This is a genomic window from Paenarthrobacter sp. NCHU4564 (assembly GCF_052156435.1).
Classification (GTDB): Bacteria; Actinomycetota; Actinomycetes; order Actinomycetales; family Micrococcaceae; genus Arthrobacter.
The window spans coordinates 244,808-266,867 of sequence record NZ_JBQLIS010000002.1 but is presented as its reverse complement, the minus strand read 5'-3'; the positions used below and the strand labels follow the sequence as shown (position 1 = coordinate 266,867).

Sequence of the window (22,060 nt, the reverse complement as noted above, 5' to 3'; positions counted from 1 at the left end):
GACTGGCCTGTGCAGGTGTTGGATAAATACTAGAACCTTCGCGCCCGTCGCCATATTCCGCGCCCCCTGAGTGTGAGCAACAGCACTGGCGGCAGGCCGCCGTCGTACCCCACGTACCCGGGCCGCCCGTCCGGAAGGTGCCGCCTCCTAGCGGCCGGCCCAGCCGGTGGCTGCCAGCAGCCGCTCCTCGAACATGGGAATCATGCTCTGCACGTACGTCTTGGTGAGGTGGTTGTCGTCCTTGTAGACATAGACGTTGCCCACTACTGCGGGGCAGGTTCCCTGCCCGCAGATAAAGTCGCTCATGTCCATCAGGTGCAGGCGGTCAACCTTGCCCACGTAATCGTCAAGCGGTGATGACGCCGCGAGGGATTCTTCCAGCGAGGCGTTGCAGTCGGGCGATTCGGCGCCCTTCTTCTGGACGCATTCAGGCATGTTGATGGTGAAGCGGGGGTTGTCCCGGATGCCTACCACGTCGATTCCGGCGTCCGTGAAGGGTTTGATGCCTTCCAGGTAGCCGGGAACCTCGGTCTCAAAGGGCGCCGAAACATGCGTCAGGGACGCGACCGTAAAGACGGCATCGGGTTTATGCTCCATGACGTACGCGGCACTTGCCTTGTTGAATTCGTTGCATTCGTCATTGCGTTCGGCAGACTCCGCACCAAAGCGGCAGCTGCCCTTGAGCAGGGTCACCACTTCCCAGCCGTGTGCCTTGGCAATCGGCCCCAGGGCCGCCATGTACTGCTGGGCGTGCGAATCCCCCAGGACCACGATCTCCTTGGTGACCGTCTCAGGCTCCTCGTTCTGCAGGCAGCCCTGCAGCAAAGGATCGGTCGGTACGTTGTCGCCGGTACACAGGCCGTCGATGTCAGCCCACTCATCGTTCATCGCAGCGGGCGCGGGAATGATCATGGCTTCCGGGGTGGGCTGGCCCGCGTATTCCGGTGCCAACGCTGCAGCACCCGGGGTCAGCTCCCGCGGCTGTTCGGCAATCGCCGCACCTTCGGCCGCAATGGCGCCCTGCCAGGCGGTGACCGGCAGAGCCAGCAGCGCCCCGCAGGAAGCAATCACGACGGCGGCACGCCAGGACCGGACGTCCGGCCACTCCCAGCGGCGCAGCGGCTGCTCGACGAAGCGGGTAGTGGCGACGGCCAGCGCCAGGGACACCGCCATGATGCCGAGGCCCTGGAGGAGGTTCGGAGCACTGGTCTCCGTCACCAGGAGGAAGAACACCAGGACAGGCCAGTGCCACAGGTAGAGCGCGTAGGAGTTGTTTCCCACGGCAACCAGCGGCCTGGAGCCCAACAGGCGGTCGACGCCGAACCTGCTGCCGCTCTGTCCGGCGACGATCACAGCCGCGGCGGCAAGGGTTGGCCACAGCGCCACGAAGCCAGGGAACGAGCGGTCCACGGTGAGCAGCAGTCCGCAGGCGAGCATGGCGGCAATACCTGTCCAGCCGAGGACGACGCGGAGGATACGGCCCGGCCTGAGGTAGGGCAGCACCAGCGCCAGGAGGGAACCGAGCGCAAACTCCCACAGCCGCGTGCGGGTGTCGAAGTAGGCGAACTCCTGGTTGCTGGCCGTTTGTTCAATCGAATAGGCCAGGGAGACCACAAAAACCAGCGCGAAAACCGCTGTGAGCATCGCACGGTGGCTGACGGCCCGGCTGCGGGGGAACCACCGCCGCAGCAACGGCTGGAGCGCTGCCACCGCGGCGAACACCAACGGCCACAGGATGAACACCTGCCCTTGGACGGACAGCGACCAGAAGTGCTGCAAGGGGCTGGCCCCCGAATGGTCCTGCGCGTAGTAATCCACGGCCGACTCCGCCAACTGCCAGTTCTGCCGGTAGAACAGCGACGCCCACGCCTCGGCCAGAACGTCGGGCCACCGGCTCTGCGGGATGAAGGCCCACGTGGCGGTCAGGACCGCCAGGAGGACCACGACGACGGCGGGCAGCAGCCGCTTGAAAACGTGCAGCCAGTGCCGCAACAGTTTGAGCGGTTTGCCGTCTTCGAGCTTCCGCGTGAAGGAGAGCGTCAGCAGGAAGGCCGAGATCAGCAGGAAGACATCCACTCCCCCGGAAACCCGGCCGAGCCAGATGTGGTAGGCCGCCACCATGAGCACTGCCAGGGCCCGCAGGCCCTGCACCTCGGGACGGAAAGTGCGTGCGGGCTTCATCGGGCCCACCCCGTCGCGGCAAACCACCTCTCGGCAAACATGTCCCCCATGCTGGTGACGTAAGTCCGGGACAGGTGGTTGTCGTCCAGGTAGACGAACATGTTGCCCACGACGCTGGGGCACTGGACGCCGTTGCAGAGCAGGTCCGTCATGTCCAGGAATGCTGCGTTCCCGAACATGCCCTGCACCGCTGCGAACGGGCTTTCTGCTGCCAGCACATCCTGCTGGTCCGACTTGCAGTCGGCGCTGTCCACGCCCTTGGCCAGGGCGCATTCGGTGACGTTGTAGTCATACCGCGGATTGTCCCGGATGGCCACCACCTGGATGCCGAGGTCATTGAAGTTGGTCACGGTTTGTTCGAAGCCGTAGACCAGCTGTTCATCGGGCGACGACGGCGATGCCTGGGTGCCGACCATGAACACGGCATCCGGGCCCTGGGCGGAAACGTACTTGGCGGCCTCCGCATTGAAATCGTTGCAGCCCTCGTCGGCGTCGGCGTTGTCCGGCATGAAATGGCATCCGCCCAAGAGGAGGGCGGTCACTTTCCAGCGCTGGGCCTCGGCGAGGGGTCCCAGCGCGGCGAGCCACTGCTGTGAGTGGGAGTCGCCCAGCACCACGATGTCCTTGACCGATTCTTCGTCCGGAACGCTGTTCTGCTGGCAATTCTCCTGCAGGATCTTCTCGTCGGGCTTGGCGCCTCCCTCGCACGGGCCCGAAAGCCGGGCCCAGTCTTCGGGGAGCTGTTCGGCCGTGGGCAGGGTCTTGGCGTCAGCGCTGACAAGATCCACGTACCCGGGCAGGAGGGCGTGGGCGCCGGGGTTGTCGTTGAAAGCCTGGGTGGCGGCCGCTTTCTGGTCCAGATACTGCTTGTACTGGAAGCCAAGGAGGGGTGTGCACGCCACGGCCAGGCATACGGCAATGGCGACGGCAGCACGGCGGCGCTTCACTTCAGGCCACGCCCACTCGCGGAACGGCTTCTCCACATACTTGGTGGTCAGGAAGGCCAGAACCAGGGACAGTGCAATGATCACTGTTCCGGACAACCAACCGGCGTGGTCCTTGCCGCTCCAGGCCAGGGCAATGACCAGGATCGGCCAGTGCCAGAGATAGAGCGCGTAGGAGTTGTCACCCAGGCGGACCAGGAACCGGGAGCTCAGGATGCGGTCCACCCCGAAGCGGCTGCCGGTCTGCCCGGCGGCGATGACGGCAACGGCCGCGAGGGTCGGCCACAGTGCAACGAATCCCGGAAAGGCGGTCTGGACCTGGAGGAGGATGCCGCAGCTCAGCATGGCCACGACGCCCACCCAGCCCATCACCACGCGAACGGGCCTGGAGAAGTTCAGCGCAGGGAGGATCAGGGCCACCAAGGAGCCCAACGCGAATTCCCAGAGCCGGGCAAATGTATCGAAGTACGCCACAGCCTGGTTGGTTGCCGTGAAAATGACGGAGTACGCCAGCGACGCCACAAAAATCAGGGCGAAGACGTAGGCAAGGGACGCCCGGTACCGGAGATCGAATTTCCGGCAGACCACTGCCATGACGGCAAAGATCACAGGCCAAAGGATGAACACCTGGCCCTGGATGGACAACGACCAGAAGTGCTGGAGGGGGCTGGCAAGGCTGTGGTCCGTGGCGTAGTAATTGACCGCCAGCGTCTGGAGGAGCCAGTTTTCAAAGTAGAACAGGGATGCCCAGGCCTGGTGGACCACTTCCACCCACCGGGTGGGCGGAAGGAAGGCAAAAGTTGCCGCCATGGTCCCGAGAAGGACCACCACCACCCCTGGCAGCAAGCGCCTGAACAGATGCAGCCAGTGCCGCAGCAGGTCCATGGAGCGCCGTTGCTTATAGCGTCCGGTGAACTGCAGGGTCATGAGGAATGCGGAGATCAGGAGGAAAACGTCCACGCCCCCGGACACCCGCCCGATCCAGACGTGGTAGGTGACCACCATGAGCACGGCAAGCGACCGCAAACCCTGGATTTCGGGGCGGAACTTTGACTTGGCAACGGGTCCTGAAGCCCGCCTGGTTGGCCGGGCGGGCGTGGGGATCGTTGGCATAGTCACGTTAGGCGGTTCCTCATAAGGCTCATTACAAAGCATCCATCATATGCGGTTTCGAGCATGCGACCCAGTCAAAAGTACCGTTTTCGCCGCTGTCCAGGGTTCAATCAGCCCATACCGGGTTGTGAATTTCCCTGCCCTGACCTGTGTGCGGGCTGTGGCCGGGCGCCTGTCGCGGGACGTCCCCTCCCCTGTTCGGATGTGCGTCGCCACGTTACGTCCCTGCAGGCCACAGGGCGATTAAGCGCGCAACCGCCGTCGGCGCTCCGATGGGCTGCCTGGAGTACCTGGGCCCGCTCCGGGAGCGGCCCGTTCAGCCGGCCGCCCCCAAGGACTCGGTGTGAGGTATCACACTGTGGGAGGAATCGTGTTGGGCCCTCAAGAGATGCTCCGCCGTGTACCGGGCGTCCCGCCCGATGCCGGGCAGCGTGGCTGATGCAGCAGCAAACTGGAACTCCCGGCCGAGGACGTAAAGACCCGGGACCGGGTCCACCACTCCCCGTCGACCGATCAGGCCTTCAAGCTGCACGCCCCGGGGCAGCTTGACCCATGAGTAGTCCTCCCGGTAGCCGGTGCACCAGATGACGTTGGCGATGTCCAGGACGCGCCCGTCCGCCAGCACCGGCCGCCCATGGTGTGTCCCCGCTACACGGGGCAAGACGTTGACGCCGGCTGCGCGGAGTTCCTTGGTTCGGGTCCGGATCAAGGGCGTGGCCATGGAGTGGAAGGCTGCAGCGGCCTTCCTGCCAACGGGATTATCCACGGTCAGGACGTACATCCCCAGGAACCGTATGACAGGCAGCACGGTGCGGGCAGCGAACCGTCCGTGGCGCACCGGAATCTCACCGCCGGGCTTCCCTGCCACCGACGTGGGGTGCGTACGGCTTGCCTCCAGGGCAATTTCCGCCCCGGAATTTCCGAGCCCCACCACCAGCACCCCACCCGGCTGGAGTTGCGCGGGGTTCCTGTAATCGACCGAATGGAAGTGGTGGATTCCCGGGTGGAGGGCGTCCGCGAACTCCGGACGCCGGGGGATCCCGTACCCGCCGGTGGCAATCACCACGTTCCGGGCATGCCACGTACGGCTACCCGAGCGCACCGTGAAACGGGACCCGTGCGGCCCGGTCCCCGCAGGGTTTTCCATCTTTTCAATCCCCTCTACCCGGGTGCGGTGCTCAACGGGAAGATTGAAGGTCCGGGCGTACTTTTCGAGGTAGTCCGCCAGCTCGTCCTTGGAAGGGAAGGCCACCCTGTCTCCGGGGAAGGGTGCTCCGGGCAGGCCGTCATACTTGGCCGGGGTAAAGAGGCGCAAGGAATCCCACCTCTGCCGCCAGGCGTCACCGCTCCTGGCGTGCTCGTCAAGGATCAGGAAGTCGTGGCCTGACCGCGCCAGCCAGTAGCCCAGCGCAAGCCCTGACTGCCCGCCTCCCACGATGATCGTTTCCACAGCTTTGCTATTTTCCGGTTCCATCGTCCGGTCCCTTTCGCTTCACGTGTTGATTTCCGGTACCGCAAGCACCAGGCCAGCATCAGCGCCGAAGCAACCACATAGAAGGAGTGCAACAGCCATACCGGTCCAGCCGGCAGATCGAAGACGTACAGAGAGTGAACGGCGTTCGCGACGTTGGTCAGGGCAATATTGCCCAGGCTGTAGGAGGCCAGGTCCTTGGTGCGGACGGCCTTGGCCAGCATGGGGAGCATGCTGGCTGCGAAGAGCACCGTGGAGACGGTCCCGGCCAGCAGTGGAATGTTCATACAGCCACGCTATGGTTCCAGCCCGGGACACCGCCTCGGGAGCATGACCCATCCTTCCCGTCAGGGCATGGGTACTTATGCCCATAGCCCGGTATTGGGGCGTCAGTCCAGCAACCGGTGCTCGTAGGCGTAACTGGTGGCCGCCGCACGGGACGGCACGGACAACTTGGTCAGGATGTTGCTGACGTGATGAGCCACGGTCTTTTCGCTCAGGTAGAGCGAACGGGCGATGGCCTTGTTGGGATTGCCCCCGGCAACGAGCCGCAGGACTTCCAACTCCCTGGCGCTCAGCGGCGAGGTGCCGGAGCCAGCCGGAGATGCGCTGACCTCCAGGACGTCGCGGAGGGAAGGATGAGCGCCCAGCCCGGAGAATTCGGCCTTGGCTGCCTCGAACTCCATCGCCGCTGAATCCTGGTCGCCAAGCCCGGCGCAGGCGCGTCCTACCAAGACGCGGCAACGGGCGGCATCGAAGGGCGCCTCCAGGCTGTACCAGATCCGCCAGGCTTTCCGTGCCGCCGCCAACGTCTCGAGCGGGCGGCTTTCGGCCAGGAACACCCCGGCCTCCGCCTGCGCTGCCAAGGCGTGCTCCAACGGCCTGACGGACTCCCCCGCCCGGGTTGAGAACTCATCGGCGGCTTCCCTTGCCGCTCCGGCGTCCTTCGCAGCGAGTTCCACTTCCACCAGCGCCGGCAGCAGGCGGTACCTGTTGGCTGGATCGGCTGCGGCAACCGCGCGGCGCATCATGGCCTGCGCCTGGGAAATCCTGCCCTGGGCAACCCGCATCAGCGCCAAGCCCGGCAGCGGTTCAAACCCTGTTTCCCCGGCTTTTGCGTACGCTGCTTCGGCTGCTTCCCAATCTCCCCTGAGCCGAAGCACCTCGCCTTGCTGGTACCACGCCCCGTAGAGGGCTTCAGGATCTCCCCGGCGCGAGCGGTCCTGCGCGATGCGGGCGGCATCAAGGGCGTCGTCCCATGCACCGTGGAGGATAAACAGCTCAGCCCGGTGGTTCTGGCATTGGCCACTGAACATCACCATATCCGGGCGGTCCCCGCACCAGCGCTCCAGCGACGTGGTCCATTCCCGGGCCCGGCGCACATCGTAGGCAAGCCGGCAACTGCCGATCACTGCACAGTAAATGATCCCGGTGGGAATCGGGGATATCCCGCCCGCGGTGACAGACAACATCACCCCATCCAGGAGCTGCAGCCCCTCGTCGGGAAAACCCAGGGTCAACCGGGCCGTGCCCAGGCCAAGCTGCCCCAAGGCCATGAGGTCCCGGTCCTGGAAACGCCGTCCAATACCCAAGGCGCGGGTAAAGAGTTCCTCGCTCTTCGCCGGGCTCCCGTGGTAGAGCGCCCCGAGCGCCGACGGAATCAGGAGGTAACCCTCCGCCGGGCCGGCACCGTTCATTGACTCGACCAGTTGCGTGGCCCTGGACATCCACGCTGAACCGTGGGAACTTTCGCCGATGTCCATCAGGTAGAGGACCATCCAGGCGGCGCATCTCGCGGCCCCCGGTACATCCCCCATGGCCAGAAAGTCATCATGGGCCCGGGTCAGGTATTCCTCCCCCTGGGAGTCCTTGCCCAGCAGCATGGCCACCGATGCCAACGTTTCGAGGTCCTCGGCAGGAAGGCCGCCCTCTGCGTCCGCCCGGGCAAGGCACTCCAAGGCCTCGCTCCAGCGGTGTTCCGAATACGCTGAGCGGCCCTGGTCCAAGGCTGTGGCCGGTACTGACATGACTTACCCCGCGGCCTCAAGCAGCCGGGATTGGCCCGCCCAAGCCGCCGTATAAGCGACAGGGTACCGCCGCCGTCGGACGCTCACAATAGCGGCAGCGCACCCGGGTGAAGGCAGCAAGAAGCCCCGGCCACGCGCACGTGACCGGGGCTCTTTGATGCAGTCAGCTTAGTGCTGGTGACCTGCGTGTGCGTCTTCTTCCTCGGCCGGCTTCTCGGCAACCAGGGTCTCGGTGGTGAGGACCAGGGCTGCAATGGAAGCGGCGTTGCGGAGTGCGGAGCGGGTGACCTTGACGGGGTCGATCACGCCTGCGGCGATCAGGTCCTCGTACTCGCCGGACTTGGCGTTGAAGCCGTGGTTGGCCTCAAGGTCGGACACGCGGGAAACAACCACGAAACCGTCGAAGCCGGCGTTCTGGGCGATCCAGCGAAGGGGCTGGACCAGAGCGCGGCGCACGATGCCGACAGCGGCAGCTGCGTCACCTTCCAGTGCCTTGACCTCCGGGGACTCATCCAGTGCCTTCAGGGCGTGGACGAGGGCGGAGCCGCCACCGGAGACGATGCCTTCTTCGAGGGCAGCACGCGTGGAGGACACAGCGTCCTCGATGCGGTGCTTCTTTTCCTTGAGCTCAACCTCGGTGGCTGCGCCAACCTTGATCACGCCGATGCCGCCGGCCAGCTTGGCCAGGCGTTCCTGCAGCTTCTCGCGGTCCCAGTCGGAGTCGGTGCGGGCGAGCTCTGCGCGGAGCTGTGCAACGCGGTCGGCCACGTCCTGCTCCGTGCCGGCGCCGTCAACGATGGTGGTGTTGTCCTTGGTAACCGTGATGCGGCGGGCAGTACCCAGCACCTCAAGGCCAACGGTGTCCAGGCTGAGGCCCAGGTCCGGGGAGACAACCTGCGCACCGGTGAGGGTGGCGATGTCCTGGAGCATGGCCTTGCGGCGGTCACCGAAGCCCGGTGCCTTGACGGCCACAACGTTGAGCGTTCCGCGGATACGGTTGACGATCAGCGTGGACAGGGCTTCGCCTTCAATGTCCTCGGCGATAATGAAGAGCGGCTTGGAAGCCTGGAGGGCCTTCTCCAGCAGCGGCAGGAATTCCTGCAGGGAGGAGATCTTGCCCTGGTTGATCAGGATCAGCGCGTCTTCGAGGACGGCTTCCTGACGCTCTGCGTCCGTGACGAAGTACGGCGACAGGTAGCCCTTGTCGAACTGCATGCCCTCGGTGAGGACCAGTTCGGTCTGGGTGGTGGAGGACTCTTCGATGGTGATGACGCCATCCTTGCCCACCTTGCCGAAAGCTTCTGCAAGAAGCTCTCCAACCTCATCGCTCTGCGCGGAGATGGCGGCAACGTTGGCGACCTGGGTGCCTTCGACCTCGCGGGCGTTCTCCAGGAGCCGGGCGGCGATGGCTTCCACGGAAACCTCGATGCCGCGCTTGATCTCGCCCGGAGCTGCGCCGGCTGCGACGTTGCGGAGGCCTTCCTTGACCAGGGCCTGGGCCAGGACGGTGGCCGTGGTGGTGCCGTCACCGGCGACATCGTTGGTCTTGGTGGCTACTTCCTTGGCCAGCTGTGCGCCAAGGTTCTCGTACGGGTCGTCAAGCTCCACCTCACGGGCGATGGTCACGCCGTCGTTGGTGATCGTGGGCGCGCCCCACTTCTTGTCCAGTACGACGTTGCGGCCGCGCGGGCCCAGCGTCACCTTGACAGTGTTGGCGAGCTTGTCGATACCGGCCTCAAGAGACCGGCGGGCAGCATCGTTGAATGCAAGCTGCTTTGCCATGGTTGTGTCCTTTCAAGACGGAAAACCCGCACCGCGGCGGCTCGGAGTGTTTCCAAAGTGGCTGCGGTGCGGGAATCCAGGAAGTTACTTAACGACGATCGCGAGGACGTCGCGGGCGGACAGAACGAGGTACTCGCTGCCACCGGTCTTGACTTCGGTTCCGCCGTACTTGGAGTAGATGACGACGTCGCCAACAGCTACGTCAACCGGAACGCGGTTGCCGTTGTCATCGAAGCGGCCGGGGCCGATTGCAACAACTTCGCCTTCCTGCGGCTTCTCCTGTGCGGAGTCCGGAATGACCAGGCCGGAAGCCGTGGTCTGCTCTGCTTCGAGCGGGCGAACAACAATACGATCCTCAAGAGGCTTAATCGAGACCGACACTCGGATCTCTCCTTTTCATGAGCTGATTCATGGACTAAGTACAAGGGTGCCGAGGCGTGCAACCGTCGTCGCGGTGCCGGCAGCTTACCTGGCGTGGTTAGCAGCCTCACGGGGAGAGTGCTAACACAGACTCTATGTAAGCCGTTAGCACTCGGTCAAGGCGAGTGCCAGCATTTCGTCATGGGTGAACCCGCTACTGGTCCCGGAGATCGTCCAGATCGTAATCCTCGTCATCGCCGTCCACCGCCGCAGCCCCGCGGTTGAGGTACAGCGCAATCCCCGACGAAACAGCCACGACGCCGGAAACCACCAGGCCGATGGTCCCGCCCGTGCGGGCACCCGTATACAACTCCCGGATGTCACGGGCCTCGTCGGTGGCATCGTTGACGCTCTTGCCCGTCACCGAGTAGGCGGCGGCATTAAAGGAATCCAAGGCAAAAATGACGATGAGCAGGCCGATGCAGATCACGGCGATCACCACGCCGGCGATCAGGGCAGGACGGGCATAAGTGGAAAGGGACCGGCCGGCGGAATGTCCATCGGCTCCGGGCCGGACGGATTGGTTTCCGCCGGTGTTGTTGGTGTCGGAGGGCTGCGGAGCTGCGGTGTCTTCCATGAAATCAACCCTATCGGGCTGATCACCATCGTCCCGGTCCGGGACGCGAAAACGTTAGGCTGGATGCCATGCCCAACGCTCCCCAGGAACACCTTGCACCTTTGCTGACTACCGAAGGATGGGAGCTCCTGGCGTCGCTCGGACCGTACCGGGAAGCCGACGCCCTGGCCCTGAACGCGGATCTGCGCAAGGCCGGGCACTCCCCCGAACTCGTGGCGGCCGTCCTGACCCAGTCCCGCCTGCGCACCAAGGCCGAGGCGAAGTTCGGCGAGTTCGCCCACCGGATGCTCTTCACCCAGGCAGGCCTGGAACAGGCTACGCGCCTCAATGTCGCCGCGCGCCACGCCGAGCGCTTCGCCAAGGCCGGTGTCACCCATGTTGCCGACCTGGGCTGCGGGCTCGGAGCCGATTCCCTGGCCCTGGCGTCGATGGATATCGCAGTTACCGCCGTGGAGATGGATGAAACCACGGCCGCCTGTGCCACCATCAACCTCATGCCGTTCCCCCACGCAGTGGTGGTGCACGCCGACGCTGCCTCCGTTGAGCTGGATGGAGTGGACGGTGTCTGGCTGGATCCCGCCCGGCGCACCACCTCCACGTCCGGCACCACCAGGATCTGGGACCCTGAGGCCTTCTCTCCCCCACTGTCGTTCGTGGAACACCTTGCCTCCACCGGACGATCCGTGGGAGTCAAGATGGGCCCGGGCATTCCGCATGATTCGGTCCCTGAGGGCTGCGAGGCCCAGTGGGTTTCGGTAAGCGGTGACGTCACGGAGGTGACCCTGTGGTTCAACGCCGTCGCCCGCCCCGGGGTACGCCGGGCCGCCCTCGTGATCGGGCCGCAGGGCGCCGCGGAGATCACCAGCGGCGAGGATTTCGACGGCGGTCCGGCAGCCGCCGTCGGGCCTGTTGAAGGCTACCTGTACGAACCGGACGGTGCGGTGATCCGCGCAGGACTGGTGGCCGACGTCGCCGAACGGCTGGGCGGGCACCTGGCGGATGAACACATCGCCTACATCTTCGCCCCGGAACTGCACGACTCACCGTTCGCCCGCGCCTACAAAGTCATCGAGACCATGCCGTACAACGTCAAGGCGCTGAAGGCCTGGGTAAAAGCGAATGGCATCACCGTGCTGGACATCAAGAAGCGGGGAACAGCAGTCACCCCGGAGGAACTGAGGAAGCAGTTGCTGCCCGGCAAACCCGCCGCAAAGTCCAAGGGCGGCAAAACAGCCACCCTGGTCCTCACCCGGATCGGCGAGGACAGAGTGGCAATCGTGGTGGAACCGGCAACGCACGCACAGCAGGCAGGCTAGCGCCGGGAAAACTCCGATGCCTCGCGTACCTGTTCCGGCGTGGGACGGACGCCTGTGTACAGGACGAACTGTTCCTCTGCCTGGATGGCGATCACTTCCGCGCCAGTGATGACCGGCTTGCCTGCCGACCGCGCAGCCGAAATCAGCGGAGTCTCAGCGGGCAGGGCCACGACGTCGAACACCACCTGGGCCGCGGCGATGGTCGGGTCGTTGAAGGACTGGGCGGTCTCGTCGGCGCCGGCCATTCCCAGGGGTGTCACATTGATGATGAGGTCCGCCGTGGAACCGTTGACATCGTCCTGCCAGCCGAAACCGTAGAGATCCGCGAGCGCCCTGCCTTTGGCTTCATTGCGGGCCACGATGGTCACCGTGGTGAAACCGGCATCCCGGAGCGCCGCGGCGACGGCCTTGGCCATGCCGCCGGCTCCACGGAGGAGCACTGAGTGCGTTGAGGGGACCTTGTGGTCCGCCAGGAGCCGGGCGATGGCGATGTAGTCCGTGTTGTAGGCGGTCAGCACGCCGTGGTCGTTGACGATGGTGTTGACGGAGTCGATGGCCAGCGCCGAGGGGTCCATGACGTCCACCAGCGGGATCACGGCTTCCTTGTACGGCATGGAAACAGCTGCGCCGCGGATAGGCAGGCCACGGATGCCGGCAACTGCCATGGTGATGTCCGCGGGGGCGAATGCCTTGTAAACAAAGTTCAGGCCCAGCAGATCGTAGAGGTAGTTGTGGAACCGGGTTCCGATGTTGCTGGGCCGGGCCGCCAGCGATATGCACAGGGACATGTCTTTGTTCAGGATGGGCATGAACCCATTAAACAGCGTCCGGCAGTGCCCGGCCCGCAACGGTCAGCCCTGGCGGGCCTTCATCCGGGGGTTCTTCTTGTTGATGACGAACGTGCGGCCGCGGCGGCGGACAATCTGGGCGCCGGGGATCTTCTTCAGGGCTCGCAGCGAGTTCCGGACCTTCATGTGGTGCTCCTTTTCTTTGGTTCCATCAATGGGGGCTTTGGAGGGCGTCGCTGAGGTCCAGCGGGTCCTCCCAGACCGCGCCGTCGCGTGCCATCTCGGCGTCGCTGAGCTGGCAGCCTTCCAGCAGGCGCCCGATTTCCGCGGGATCGACGTCCTCCGAGCGTCCGGTCACCGCCAGTACGGTGCCACGGTCGCCGTACTCGGGATGCCAGTCCAGGACGGGTTCGACGCCGGGCGGCACCAGTGCGGTGCGACCCGCCTTTGAGCTTGTGGCCTGGGCGTCGGCCAGCCAGGTGCCGGTGCTCTCCAGCCAAACACGGGGGCCGATGCCTTGGACGGCGATGCGCGTAGTGGCTGCCGAGGCGATCCACAGTCGTCCCCGCATCCAGTGGCTTCCCGCCGCCAGCTTGGGCAGGGCGTCACGGAAGCGACCGGGGTGCAGCGGCCTGGGGGCTTTGTGCAGCACGGTGCGGTAGGAACCCACGGCATCGGTCAACGGCAGGCGCACGGTTCCGGGCCTGGTTCTTGCCTGGGCCCCTGCGTCATCGAAGCATCCTGGCAGGAAGTCGTCGCCGGTTCCCACGGCGGCGGCGTGCGGTGCCAGTTGTCCCAGCAGTTCCATGCCGCTGCGCCAGGCATCGGATCCGCTGCCGGCATGTCCTGTCAGCTCGGCACCGAGGCCTGCATGCATCATGACGGTATCCACTTGCCCGAACTCACCGATCAGGAACTCGCCGCTGGTCCGGTCGTCCTGCTGCATGGACGTAAAGCCTGACTCGAACAGGGTGTGGCGGTCCCAGATGTGGTCGTCCAGGTCTGCGGGATCGAGGGACAGGACGGCATTGTCGATCACAGCAGGCCTGCTGAGTCCTTGCCGCAACTCGGTCACAGCCATCCCGGAAGCCACTCCGGGCGGGAGGCCCAGGACTACGTGGTCGAAGCCGCAGGAGGCCAGGCGTTCTGCCGTAGGAACCACGTCCAGGCGCACAGTACAGCTGAGGCAGCCGTGTTCCAGCACCGTGGTTTCACGCTCGAAGAGCTTGCCGTCCCTGTAGACGCGGCGCAGGACCAGGGAACCATCGAGGAGGTCATGGAGGACGACGGCGGAGTTCGCATGCGTGTTTCCCAGCCGCGCAGCGGCGGCTTCACGGCATTGGCTGTCGAGGGAGCTGACGATGGTGAGGTGCATGCAGGCAGTCTATTGCGAATCATTCGCATTATCAATTCAATCGGACTTAATGTCCGGCGCCGCCGCATGCCGGGCCGCTCCGCTGCACTAGACTTGTGCCGACCGCTGGCGGCCCCGCAGCGGGGCAACGCCGGGCCGGGACTCCCCCGGCCTGAAGACACAACGAGGGGACTACGTGCAGATTGAGTTTGCGCCATCCAGGCAGTCGACACTGGGTGTGGAATGGGAATTGGCGCTGGTCAATGCACAAACGGGGGAACTGGTCTCTGTAGCCAACGAGGTCCTCAAGGGCGTCGCCGCCAACCACCCAGGCCTCAACGAGGACGACGAACACCCGCACATCAAGCGCGAACTACTGCTGAACACGGTGGAACTCGTCACCGGCGTCTGCACCACGGTCAAGGAGGCCAAGGAGGACCTCAACCGGTCACTCTCCGCCGTCCGCTCGGTCACCGACTCTTTGGGCGTGGAGGTCTTCTGCGCAGGCAGCCACCCGTTCAGCCCTCCCCTGCTCCAGCCGGTCACCGACAAGGAACGCTACGCCAAGCTGATCGAGCGCACCCAGTGGTGGGGCCGGCAGATGGTGATCTACGGCGTCCACGTCCACGTGGGCATTGACCGCCGGGACAAAGTCCTTCCCATCCTGGACGGCCTGGTGAACTACTTCCCGCATTTCCAGGCTCTGTCCGCTTCCAGCCCCTTCTGGGCGGGGGAAGAGACCGGCTACGCATCCCAGCGCGCACTGATGTTCCAGCAGCTCCCCACGGCGGGCCTGCCCTTCCAGTTCGATACGTGGGAAGCCTACGAGTCCTACGTCCAGGACATGTTCACCACCGGCGTGATCGATGCCATTTCAGAGATCCGCTGGGACATCCGCCCGGTCGCGGCACTGGGAACCATTGAAATGCGGATCTGTGACGGCCTGGCCACGCTGGAGGAAGTCGGCGCCATCGCGGCGCTCACCCAGTGCCTGGTGGACGAGTTCTCCTCCATCCTGGACGCCGGCGGAACCATCCCCACCATGCCGCCATGGCACGTCCAGGAAAACAAGTGGCGCGCCGCCCGCTACGGGATGGAAGCCATCATCATCCTCGACGCCGCCGGGAACGAACAGCTGGTCACCGACCACCTGGCCGAAACCATCAAGAGGCTGGAACCCGTGGCAGCAAAGCTCGGGTGCTCCGAGGAACTGGCCGACGTCACCAGGATCATCGAGCGGGGCGCCAGCTACCAGCGCCAGCGCCGCGTAGCCGCCGAACACAACGGCGATCTCCAGGCAGTGGTGATGGACCTGGTCCAGCAGATGCGCAAAGGTCCCGACGCCTGATCCGGCCAACCGGACATGGGCAGCACGCCCACGTCCGGATCAGGCAGGTACTGACACCGTGGTGACGGGCAGCGATGAATCCGGGGCGAAGGAAAGGCCGCTGGGTCCGATCCCTGCCATGATCAGCTGGGCGCCCAGTGCCGCGACCATGGCACCGTTGTCCGTGCACAAGCCCAGCGGCGGCACGTGCAGTTTGATGCCCGCAGAAGCGCAGCGCTGGCCAGTCAGCTCCCGGAGCCTCGAGTTGGCCGCAACGCCGCCCCCGAGCAGGACATCGGTGATCCCGTTCTCCTTGCACGCGAGCACGGCCTTGTAGCTGATGACGTCCACCACGGCTTCCTGGAAAGCCGCTGCGATGTCAGCCACGGGGATCTCTTCGCCCCGGGCTTCAAACTGCTCCACGCACCGTGCCACAGCGGTCTTCAAGCCGCTGAAGGACCAGTCATACCGGTGCGGGCCATGCTCCCCGGCCGTTCCCATGTACTTGGGCTGCGTCAATCCACGCGGGAAGCGGATGGACTTCGGGTTTCCCTGCCGGGCCATTTTGTCGATCGCGGGACCGCCCGGGTAACCGAGTCCTAGGATGCGGGCGACCTTGTCGTACGCTTCGCCTGCGGCGTCATCAATGGTCGAACCCAGCAACTCAACATCGTCAGTGATGCTCCGGATGCGCAGGATCTCCGTATGGCCCCCGGACACCAGGAGTGCTCCAAGGTTCTCCGGCAGGTCGCCGGCACCCAGGCCGGCGGCAGCACCGGCGTCGGGCGCCTTGTCCAGCAGCCCCACACCCACGTGGGCCACCAGATGGTTGATGGCGTACAGCGGTTTGCCCGTGGCCACCGCGAGCGCCTTGGCTGCGCACACGCCCACCATGAGCGCTCCCGCCAGGCCCGGCCCGGAGGTGACTGCGATCGCGTCGATCTCGTCCAGGGTTACGCCGGCCTCCTGCAACGACTCCCGCAGCGTGGGCACGAAAGCGTCCAGGTGGGCCCGGGAGGCGATCTCGGGGATCACACCGCCAAAGCGGACGTGCTCATCCATGGAGGAAGACACCGTGTTGGTCAGCAACGTGGTTCCGCGCACGATCCCGACGCCGGTCTCGTCGCAGGAGGACTCGATGCCCAGGACCAACGGATGCTGCGGGGAGGAAACGCTCACGCTTCGGTTCCTTCTGTGAGGTGTGGTTCGGTGAGGGGCAGACGCATGATCAAGGCGTCGGTGCCGTCGCGGTAGTACCGGGGCCTGACATGGATCTGTTCAAACCCAAAACGCAGGTACAGCTGCTGGGCCCGCGGATTGTCAGCCCGGACCTCCAGCAGGACGTCTGCCGCGCGGCGGCGCCGGGCTTCCTCGATAAGTTCGGTCAGGACCGCGGAGCCGATCCCTTTGCCTTCGTATTCAGGAACGACGGCGATCGTTTGGACATCCGCTATGGGCTCGATGCACATCAAGCCCGCATACGCCACGATCCGGCCGGCTGCCTCCGCCACCACGTAGCGGCGGGTTTCCGGCTGGGACAACTCGTCGAAAAACATCTGCACCGGCCATGCGTCAACCGGAAACAACCGGCGCTCCAGTGCCTCCACGGCCGGGATATCGGCCTCGGTCATGTCCCGCAGGGAGATCCCCGCGCTTTCAAGCCTGGGAGAGAGCTTCACTGCCACCTCACAACGCCCGCTTGCGGGGCCCGGGAACCTGGGCATCGGATTCCCTCAGGTACAAAGGCGTGGAGTCCAGGAGCTGCTCCCCCGCCGCCAGCTTCGCCAGGGCGAACTGGCCCAGGGACGCAGCGTCCGGCTGCGCCAGCGCAAAATCTTCCACGGCATTGAGATCGTCAGCGTAAAGCCCGGCACCGGCACCAAAGACCGGAAGGTCCGGCAAGCCGGACGCGAAGCCCACATGCGGGCCGTCGGCCAGCTGCGGCAGCTGCCCATCCGGGAGCGTGTAGCGGGCCCAGTAGACCTCCTTGCGCCGTGCATCCGTGGCGACCAGGAATTCCGGGACAGCGGCCGTGGACTCAGCGACTTCCAGCGCGATCGCATCCAGACTCATCAGGCCGTACAAGGGCTTGTTCCAGACAAACGCCAAGGTGCGCGCGGTAGCGATCCCGGACCGAAGTCCGGTGAAGGGTCCCGGTCCCACGCCGGTCACGATCGCATCGATGTCCGCACCGGTGACGCCCGCACCGGCCAGGAGCTTGTCGATGCCCGGCGCCAGGACCTCGGCATGGCTTCGGGTGTCCTCGGTGGCGAAGGAATCGACCACCGATTCCATGGCGGCATCGGAGATCAGGGCAGCGCTGGCCACGGCGGAGGTGTCGATGGCGAGGATCAGCATCAGCGGTCTCCTTCCTGGCTTGTTTCGAGCATGGGCGGGGCTTCGGCCCAGCGGGGACCAAAGCCGCGGAAAATGATGGTGCGTGGCTCGTCGTCGTCTTCGGTATCGAAGTCCAGCACGGCGTCGGTGGTGGTGCCACCTGCACCGGGGGCACCCCCGCCCACAGCCCTGTGCAGTTCCACGTCGAGCCTGCTGGCGGAAAGGTGCTCCACCCGGTCACGGCCCCACTCCACCACGGTCACGGCCGTGTCCATGGTGTTTTCCAGGTCGATGTCGTCGATCTCCGCGGACGATTCCAGCCTGTAGGCATCCACATGGACCAGGTCCGGCCCGCCTGGCCGCGGACCGTCCGGAAGGTTCGGGTGGATCCGCACCAGGACGAAAGTGGGCGAGATGATCCCGGCACGCACACCGAGTCCCTCGCCGAGTCCTTGCGTGAAGGTCGTCTTCCCGGCACCCAGTTCGCCGCTGAGCACCAAGAGGTCGCCCGCCTCAAGGACACCGCCCAGTGCCGCCGCGACGGCGTGGGTCTCCTCCGCCGTCGTAACTCTCAGGGTGCGCTCCCACTGGGGCCCGCTCACAGCGCCGCCGCTTCCGGTTCCACCTGGGCATCGGTGCCGGAGGGAGCTTCATTGACGTAACTGCGCGGTACCCTGGGGCTGATGCGGGTGACGATCTCGTAGTTGATGGTTCCCGCGGCCGCCGCCCAGTCGTCTGCGGTGGGTCCGCCGTCGGCGCCATCACCGAACATCACGGCTTCGCTGCCCTTGAGTTGAGCTGTTTGCTCAGCCGTCAGGGGGCCCAGGTCGATCACCATCTGGTCCATGGCGATCCGGCCCACCACGGGGTAGTTGACGCCGTTGACGCGGACCGGTCCGCCGGTAGCCACCCGCGGTACCCCGTCAGCGTAGCCCAGCGGTACCAGGCCCAGCGTGCTCTCTTCGCTGGTGTGGTAGTGGAGACCGTAGGACACCCCCTGGCCTTCGGGGACTTTCTTGCAGTTGGACAGCAGGGTCCGCACGGTCATGGCGGGGTGCAGGCCGAGTTCGGTGGAGGTGGCGCCGGCGAAAGGCGACAATCCGTAGATCCCAAGCCCCACGCGGATGAGGTCGAAATGCGAATCCGGCCTGGACAGTGCTGCGGGCGTGTTGGCGATGTGCCTGACTTCGGTGTCCACGCCGGCGTCTTCGGCGATGGCCAGTGCTTCACGGAACACCTGCAACTGCTGGTCGGTCTCCGGCCGTTGCGGCTCGTCCGCCACTGCCAGGTGCGAGAAGATCCCCACTACGCGCAGCAGGCCCTCATCCTGGTATTCCATGGCCTGTCCCACTAGTTGGTCCCAGTCAGCCATGGTGCAGCCATTGCGGCCCAGGCCGGTGTCCACCTTGAGGTGGACCCGGGCGGGGCGTTCCTGCTCGCGGGCCGCAGCCACAACAGCATCCAGCTCCCACCCGGAAATTCCGACGTCGACGCCGGCGGCCACTGCCGCCTGGAAGTTGCTTTCGCGGGTGTGCAGCCAGGCGAGCAACGGGGCATCGATACCGGCAGCGCGGAGGGCCAGGGCCTCCGAAATGTGCGCCACGCCAAGCCAGCGGGCTCCTGCCTCCAGGGCGGCACGGGCTACCTGCACGGCACCGTGGCCGTAGGCATCGGCTTTGACCACGGCCATGACGGCGGCCGGAGAGGCGATGGCGACGAACTGGCGGACGTTGTGCCGGATAGCTTCGAGGTCGATCACGGCAGATCGTTCCAGTACTGCCGATTTTGCTATGGAGGGCCTGGAACCGATCCCAATGTCTGCCGCTGCTTCGTAAGTCACCTAAGAGATTCTAGTAGCGCCGGTGAGGGCCGGTTAATTGGAGGGGGCACTCCGCAGGTCAGTGCGCGTCTGACAGGTGGGCAATGGTGGCGCGGGCACGCCGTTGGGCTTCGGCTGGAATATCCTTCACGATCGGCTCCAGGAAGGCGAAGCGGCGCAGCCATTGGCTGGACTGGCGTTCCTTCCTGGCGTTGGCGCGCTGCCACCAATCCGCGATGTCGCCCCATCCGGGTGCCGCCAGCGATCCACCCACCTGCTGAACGGCCAGCGAGGCACACAGGTTCGCGAACCTGAGGCGGTCCCCCAGCTTCCACCCCGCCAGGCTTCCGACGATGAAGGCTGCGTCAAAGCAGTCGCCTGCGCCGGTGGGATCAGAGGCAGACACCGGCAGGGAAGGAACCCATTCTTCCTCGCCCGTGTCCGAATCCACGGCCATGGCCCCCTGGGCTCCCAACGTCACCACGGCTACCGGTACCCGGTCCGCCAACGAATACAACGCAGCCCACGGATCGGATTTCCCAGTGAATGCCATGGCTTCAGGGGCGTTGGGGATGAAGGCGTGGAAATGTTCCAGCTGCTCAAGCCGTTTTTGGGACCATTCACCGCTGGGATCCCAGCCCACCACGCCGAACAACTTGGTCCCGGACTCTTTTGCCGCAAGAGCCCATGGTTCCAGTTCCTCCCCCAGGTCCGCGACGGCGGCGAGCGCCCTGGGCGGCTTCCCGATCAACTCCGAAGTGTTGACCGGTGCCGGATGCCCGTGGGTGATCATGGAGCGGTCCTGGTTCACGCACAGGGAAACGGTCACCGGCGAATGCCATCCCGGAACCCTGCGGGACAAGGACAGGTCAACGTGCTCCTGGGTTTCGAGGATCTGCCAGTTGTAGTCGCCGTAGCCGTCGTCGCCGAAAGTGGCGGCCAGGTTGGTCCGGAGCCCCAGCCTGGCTGCGGCGATCGCCTGGTTGGCCACGCCCCCGGGGCAACTTCCCATGCCTTCGCTCCAGACTTCGGTTCCGGGTTCGGGCGAATGGGGCAGTCCCGTGAAGATGATGTCCTGGAAGACGGTTCCGGTGAGCAGGAGGTCGCACTGGTTGCTGCCGTCGGACCGGACGGAGGCAAGGGGGTCGAAGCGTCGCTGGGGCATGGCGTCCATGCACGGCAGACTACGCCGCAGGCCTTGGGCTGCATAGACTCAAGGCATGCGGCTCATGATCGCCGGAGGCGGCGGATTCCGGGTTCCCCTTGTCTACCGCGCCCTGCGTTCGGGTCCCTTCGCGGGGCTGGTGGATGAACTGGTTCTGTATGACGTGGACGCTTCCCGGCTTGCCGGAATCGAGGCCGTCCTGCGCGACATGCCAGGTGGCGGACCGGCCCCGCAGGTCACTGTTTCCACTGACCTGGAACGGGCGCTGGCCGGCGTCGATGCCGTCTTTGCCGCGATCCGGCCCGGTGGGACGGCCGGGCGCGTGGTGGATGAACGGGTTGCCCTGGACCTCGGGCTGCTGGGGCAGGAGACCACGGGTGCGGGCGGAATCTCCTATGCGTTGAGGTCCATTCCGGAGATGCTGCGCCTGGCCCACGCAATGCGCCGCCTCTGTCCCGATGCCTGGCTCATCAATTTCACCAACCCGGCAGGTATGGTCACCGAGGCATTGGTTCCTGTTTTGGGACGCCGCGTGATCGGCATCTGCGACTCTGCCGGGGGCCTGGTCAAGCGCGCCGCGGCGGCCGCGGGTGCACCCCTTCCGGACGGAAAGCTCGACGGCGTGGGCTACTTCGGGCTGAACCACCTCGGCTGGCTCTACCGCCTGGCACCGCGCGGGAGGGACCTGCTGCCCGGACTGCTGGCGGATGAAGCTGCGCTCCGTTCTTTTGAGGAGGGCAGGCTGTTTTCCCTGCACACCCTGCAGCGGGTGCGGGCCTTGCCCAACGAATACCTCTATTACTACTACGACACAGAAAACGCGACCGGTGCGATCCGCGACCAGACGGAGACCCGCGGCGCGTCCATCCACGAGCAGCAGCGCTCACTGTATCCGGAGCTCGCCGGCGCGTCCGGCGCCTATGCCCGCTGGGACGCAGCCAGGCGGTCGCGGGAAGAAGGCTACCTCGCCGAGGCACGCACCGACGGCGGACAGCGGGACGAGGAAGACCTCGCCGGCGGTGGCTACGAGCGGGTGGCACTGGCCGTGATCCGGGCGCTGTTTGGCGGCGGGCCGGCCGAGCTGATCCTCAACGTGCCCAACTCCCCCGTTGCCGTCACCGGGGCGGGTCCCGCATTGGTTGCCGTGCCCGGGTTGCCGGGTGACGCCGTCGTCGAGGTTCCCTGTTCTGTGACGCCCGACGGCGCGTTGCCGCTTCCGCAGGACCGCCCCGGCGGGCGCTTCCTCACACTGATGCGCCACGTCAAGGACGCTGAACGGCTCACCATCCAGGCCGTCCGGGACGGCTCCCGCGACGCAGCGGTCCGGGCCTTCGCCGCCCACCCGCTGGTGGGTTCGGAGGACCTCGGCCAGCGGTTGGTGGAAGGCTACGAACAGGCCTTTCCCGAAGTCCGGGGGCTGTGGAAGTGACGTCGCCGGG

At 65.6% G+C, this 22,060-nt stretch carries 20 protein-coding genes; 3 read left to right on the top strand and 17 right to left on the bottom strand.

Features of this window, described 5'->3' with window-relative positions; all coding sequences use genetic code 11:
• Positions 1–147: 147 nt before the first annotated feature.
• The 8 genes from ACSVIE_RS03730 to ACSVIE_RS03695 form a co-directional block, all read right to left on the bottom strand.
• Positions 148–2,181, bottom strand: coding sequence for an acyltransferase family protein (locus ACSVIE_RS03730; protein WP_442423041.1), 2,034 nt, complete (start codon positions 2,179–2,181; stop codon positions 148–150).
• Complete coding sequence (locus tag ACSVIE_RS03725; protein ID WP_442423071.1) at positions 2,178–4,238, bottom strand: acyltransferase family protein; 2,061 nt, start codon at positions 4,236–4,238, stop codon at positions 2,178–2,180. The genes ACSVIE_RS03730 and ACSVIE_RS03725 overlap by 4 nt, the downstream gene beginning before the upstream one ends.
• A 316-nt stretch (positions 4,239–4,554) precedes the next feature.
• Positions 4,555–5,688: a flavin-containing monooxygenase gene (locus ACSVIE_RS03720; protein WP_442423040.1), complete on the bottom strand. Its 1,134-nt coding sequence runs from the start codon at positions 5,686–5,688 to the stop codon at positions 4,555–4,557.
• Positions 5,607–5,996: a hypothetical protein gene (locus ACSVIE_RS03715; protein WP_442423039.1), complete on the bottom strand. Its 390-nt coding sequence runs from the start codon at positions 5,994–5,996 to the stop codon at positions 5,607–5,609. The genes ACSVIE_RS03720 and ACSVIE_RS03715 overlap by 82 nt, the downstream gene beginning before the upstream one ends.
• Positions 5,997–6,098: 102 nt before the next feature.
• Entirely contained in the window at positions 6,099–7,736 is a 1,638-nt protein-coding gene (locus tag ACSVIE_RS03710) for a LuxR C-terminal-related transcriptional regulator (protein WP_442423038.1), read from the bottom strand.
• Between the two features lie 168 nt (positions 7,737–7,904).
• Positions 7,905–9,518, bottom strand: a complete 1,614-nt coding sequence (groL, locus tag ACSVIE_RS03705) for a chaperonin GroEL (RefSeq protein WP_426003562.1) — start codon at positions 9,516–9,518, stop codon at positions 7,905–7,907.
• Positions 9,519–9,602: 84 nt separating this feature from the next.
• Positions 9,603–9,899, bottom strand: a complete 297-nt coding sequence (gene groES / locus ACSVIE_RS03700; protein WP_018776625.1) for a co-chaperone GroES — start codon at positions 9,897–9,899, stop codon at positions 9,603–9,605.
• Between the two features lie 193 nt (positions 9,900–10,092).
• Complete coding sequence (locus ACSVIE_RS03695; RefSeq protein ID WP_442423037.1) at positions 10,093–10,515, bottom strand: hypothetical protein; 423 nt, start codon at positions 10,513–10,515, stop codon at positions 10,093–10,095.
• A gap of 68 nt (positions 10,516–10,583) precedes the next feature.
• On the opposite strand from ACSVIE_RS03695, the gene ACSVIE_RS03690 reads away from it, so the two are divergent.
• Positions 10,584–11,831, top strand: a complete 1,248-nt coding sequence (locus ACSVIE_RS03690; RefSeq protein WP_442423036.1) for a THUMP-like domain-containing protein — start codon at positions 10,584–10,586, stop codon at positions 11,829–11,831.
• Here the strand turns inward: ACSVIE_RS03690 and ACSVIE_RS03685 are convergent.
• From ACSVIE_RS03685 to ACSVIE_RS03675, 3 genes are read right to left on the bottom strand one after another with little or no spacing between them, the layout of a single operon-like run.
• A complete protein-coding gene (locus tag ACSVIE_RS03685) occupies positions 11,828–12,640 on the bottom strand; it encodes a shikimate 5-dehydrogenase (protein WP_442423035.1) in 813 nt (270 codons plus the stop codon). The two genes, ACSVIE_RS03690 and ACSVIE_RS03685, sit on opposite strands and share 4 nt — an antisense overlap.
• Before the next feature lie 42 nt (positions 12,641–12,682).
• Positions 12,683–12,805, bottom strand: a complete 123-nt coding sequence (gene ykgO / locus ACSVIE_RS03680; RefSeq protein ID WP_011693081.1) for a type B 50S ribosomal protein L36 — start codon at positions 12,803–12,805, stop codon at positions 12,683–12,685.
• Between the two features lie 25 nt (positions 12,806–12,830).
• Complete coding sequence (locus ACSVIE_RS03675; protein ID WP_442423034.1) at positions 12,831–13,994, bottom strand: GTP-binding protein; 1,164 nt, start codon at positions 13,992–13,994, stop codon at positions 12,831–12,833.
• A gap of 175 nt (positions 13,995–14,169) precedes the next feature.
• Between ACSVIE_RS03675 and ACSVIE_RS03670 the strand changes: the two genes are divergently transcribed.
• Entirely contained in the window at positions 14,170–15,321 is a 1,152-nt protein-coding gene (locus ACSVIE_RS03670) for a glutamate--cysteine ligase (protein ID WP_426003570.1), read from the top strand.
• A gap of 39 nt (positions 15,322–15,360) precedes the next feature.
• On the opposite strand, the gene tsaD is transcribed toward ACSVIE_RS03670, so the two are convergent.
• The 6 genes from tsaD to ACSVIE_RS03640 are packed head-to-tail and all read right to left on the bottom strand — an operon-like array spanning position 15,361 to position 20,630.
• Positions 15,361–16,479, bottom strand: coding sequence for a tRNA (adenosine(37)-N6)-threonylcarbamoyltransferase complex transferase subunit TsaD (gene tsaD, locus ACSVIE_RS03665; protein ID WP_426003572.1), 1,119 nt, complete (start codon positions 16,477–16,479; stop codon positions 15,361–15,363).
• Complete coding sequence (gene rimI / locus ACSVIE_RS03660; RefSeq protein ID WP_442423033.1) at positions 16,476–16,979, bottom strand: ribosomal protein S18-alanine N-acetyltransferase; 504 nt, start codon at positions 16,977–16,979, stop codon at positions 16,476–16,478. The genes tsaD and rimI overlap by 4 nt, the downstream gene beginning before the upstream one ends.
• A 7-nt stretch (positions 16,980–16,986) precedes the next feature.
• Complete coding sequence (gene tsaB, locus ACSVIE_RS03655; protein ID WP_442423032.1) at positions 16,987–17,658, bottom strand: tRNA (adenosine(37)-N6)-threonylcarbamoyltransferase complex dimerization subunit type 1 TsaB; 672 nt, start codon at positions 17,656–17,658, stop codon at positions 16,987–16,989.
• Positions 17,658–18,239 carry a tRNA (adenosine(37)-N6)-threonylcarbamoyltransferase complex ATPase subunit type 1 TsaE gene (tsaE, locus tag ACSVIE_RS03650; protein ID WP_442423031.1) on the bottom strand — a complete coding sequence of 194 codons (582 nt, stop codon included), beginning with the start codon at positions 18,237–18,239 and terminating at the stop codon, positions 17,658–17,660. Before tsaE ends, tsaB begins: the two co-directional genes overlap by 1 nt.
• On the bottom strand, positions 18,236–19,477 hold the full coding sequence (alr, locus tag ACSVIE_RS03645) for an alanine racemase (protein WP_442423030.1): 1,242 nt from the start codon (positions 19,475–19,477) through the stop codon (positions 18,236–18,238). Before alr ends, tsaE begins: the two co-directional genes overlap by 4 nt.
• 58 nt (positions 19,478–19,535) lie before the next feature.
• A complete protein-coding gene (locus ACSVIE_RS03640; protein WP_426003579.1) occupies positions 19,536–20,630 on the bottom strand; it encodes a carbohydrate kinase family protein in 1,095 nt (364 codons plus the stop codon).
• Between the two features lie 46 nt (positions 20,631–20,676).
• Between ACSVIE_RS03640 and ACSVIE_RS03635 the strand changes: the two genes are divergently transcribed.
• Positions 20,677–22,050, top strand: coding sequence for a family 4 glycosyl hydrolase (locus ACSVIE_RS03635; RefSeq protein WP_426003580.1), 1,374 nt, complete (start codon positions 20,677–20,679; stop codon positions 22,048–22,050).
• The last annotated feature ends 10 nt before the right edge of the window (positions 22,051–22,060 follow it).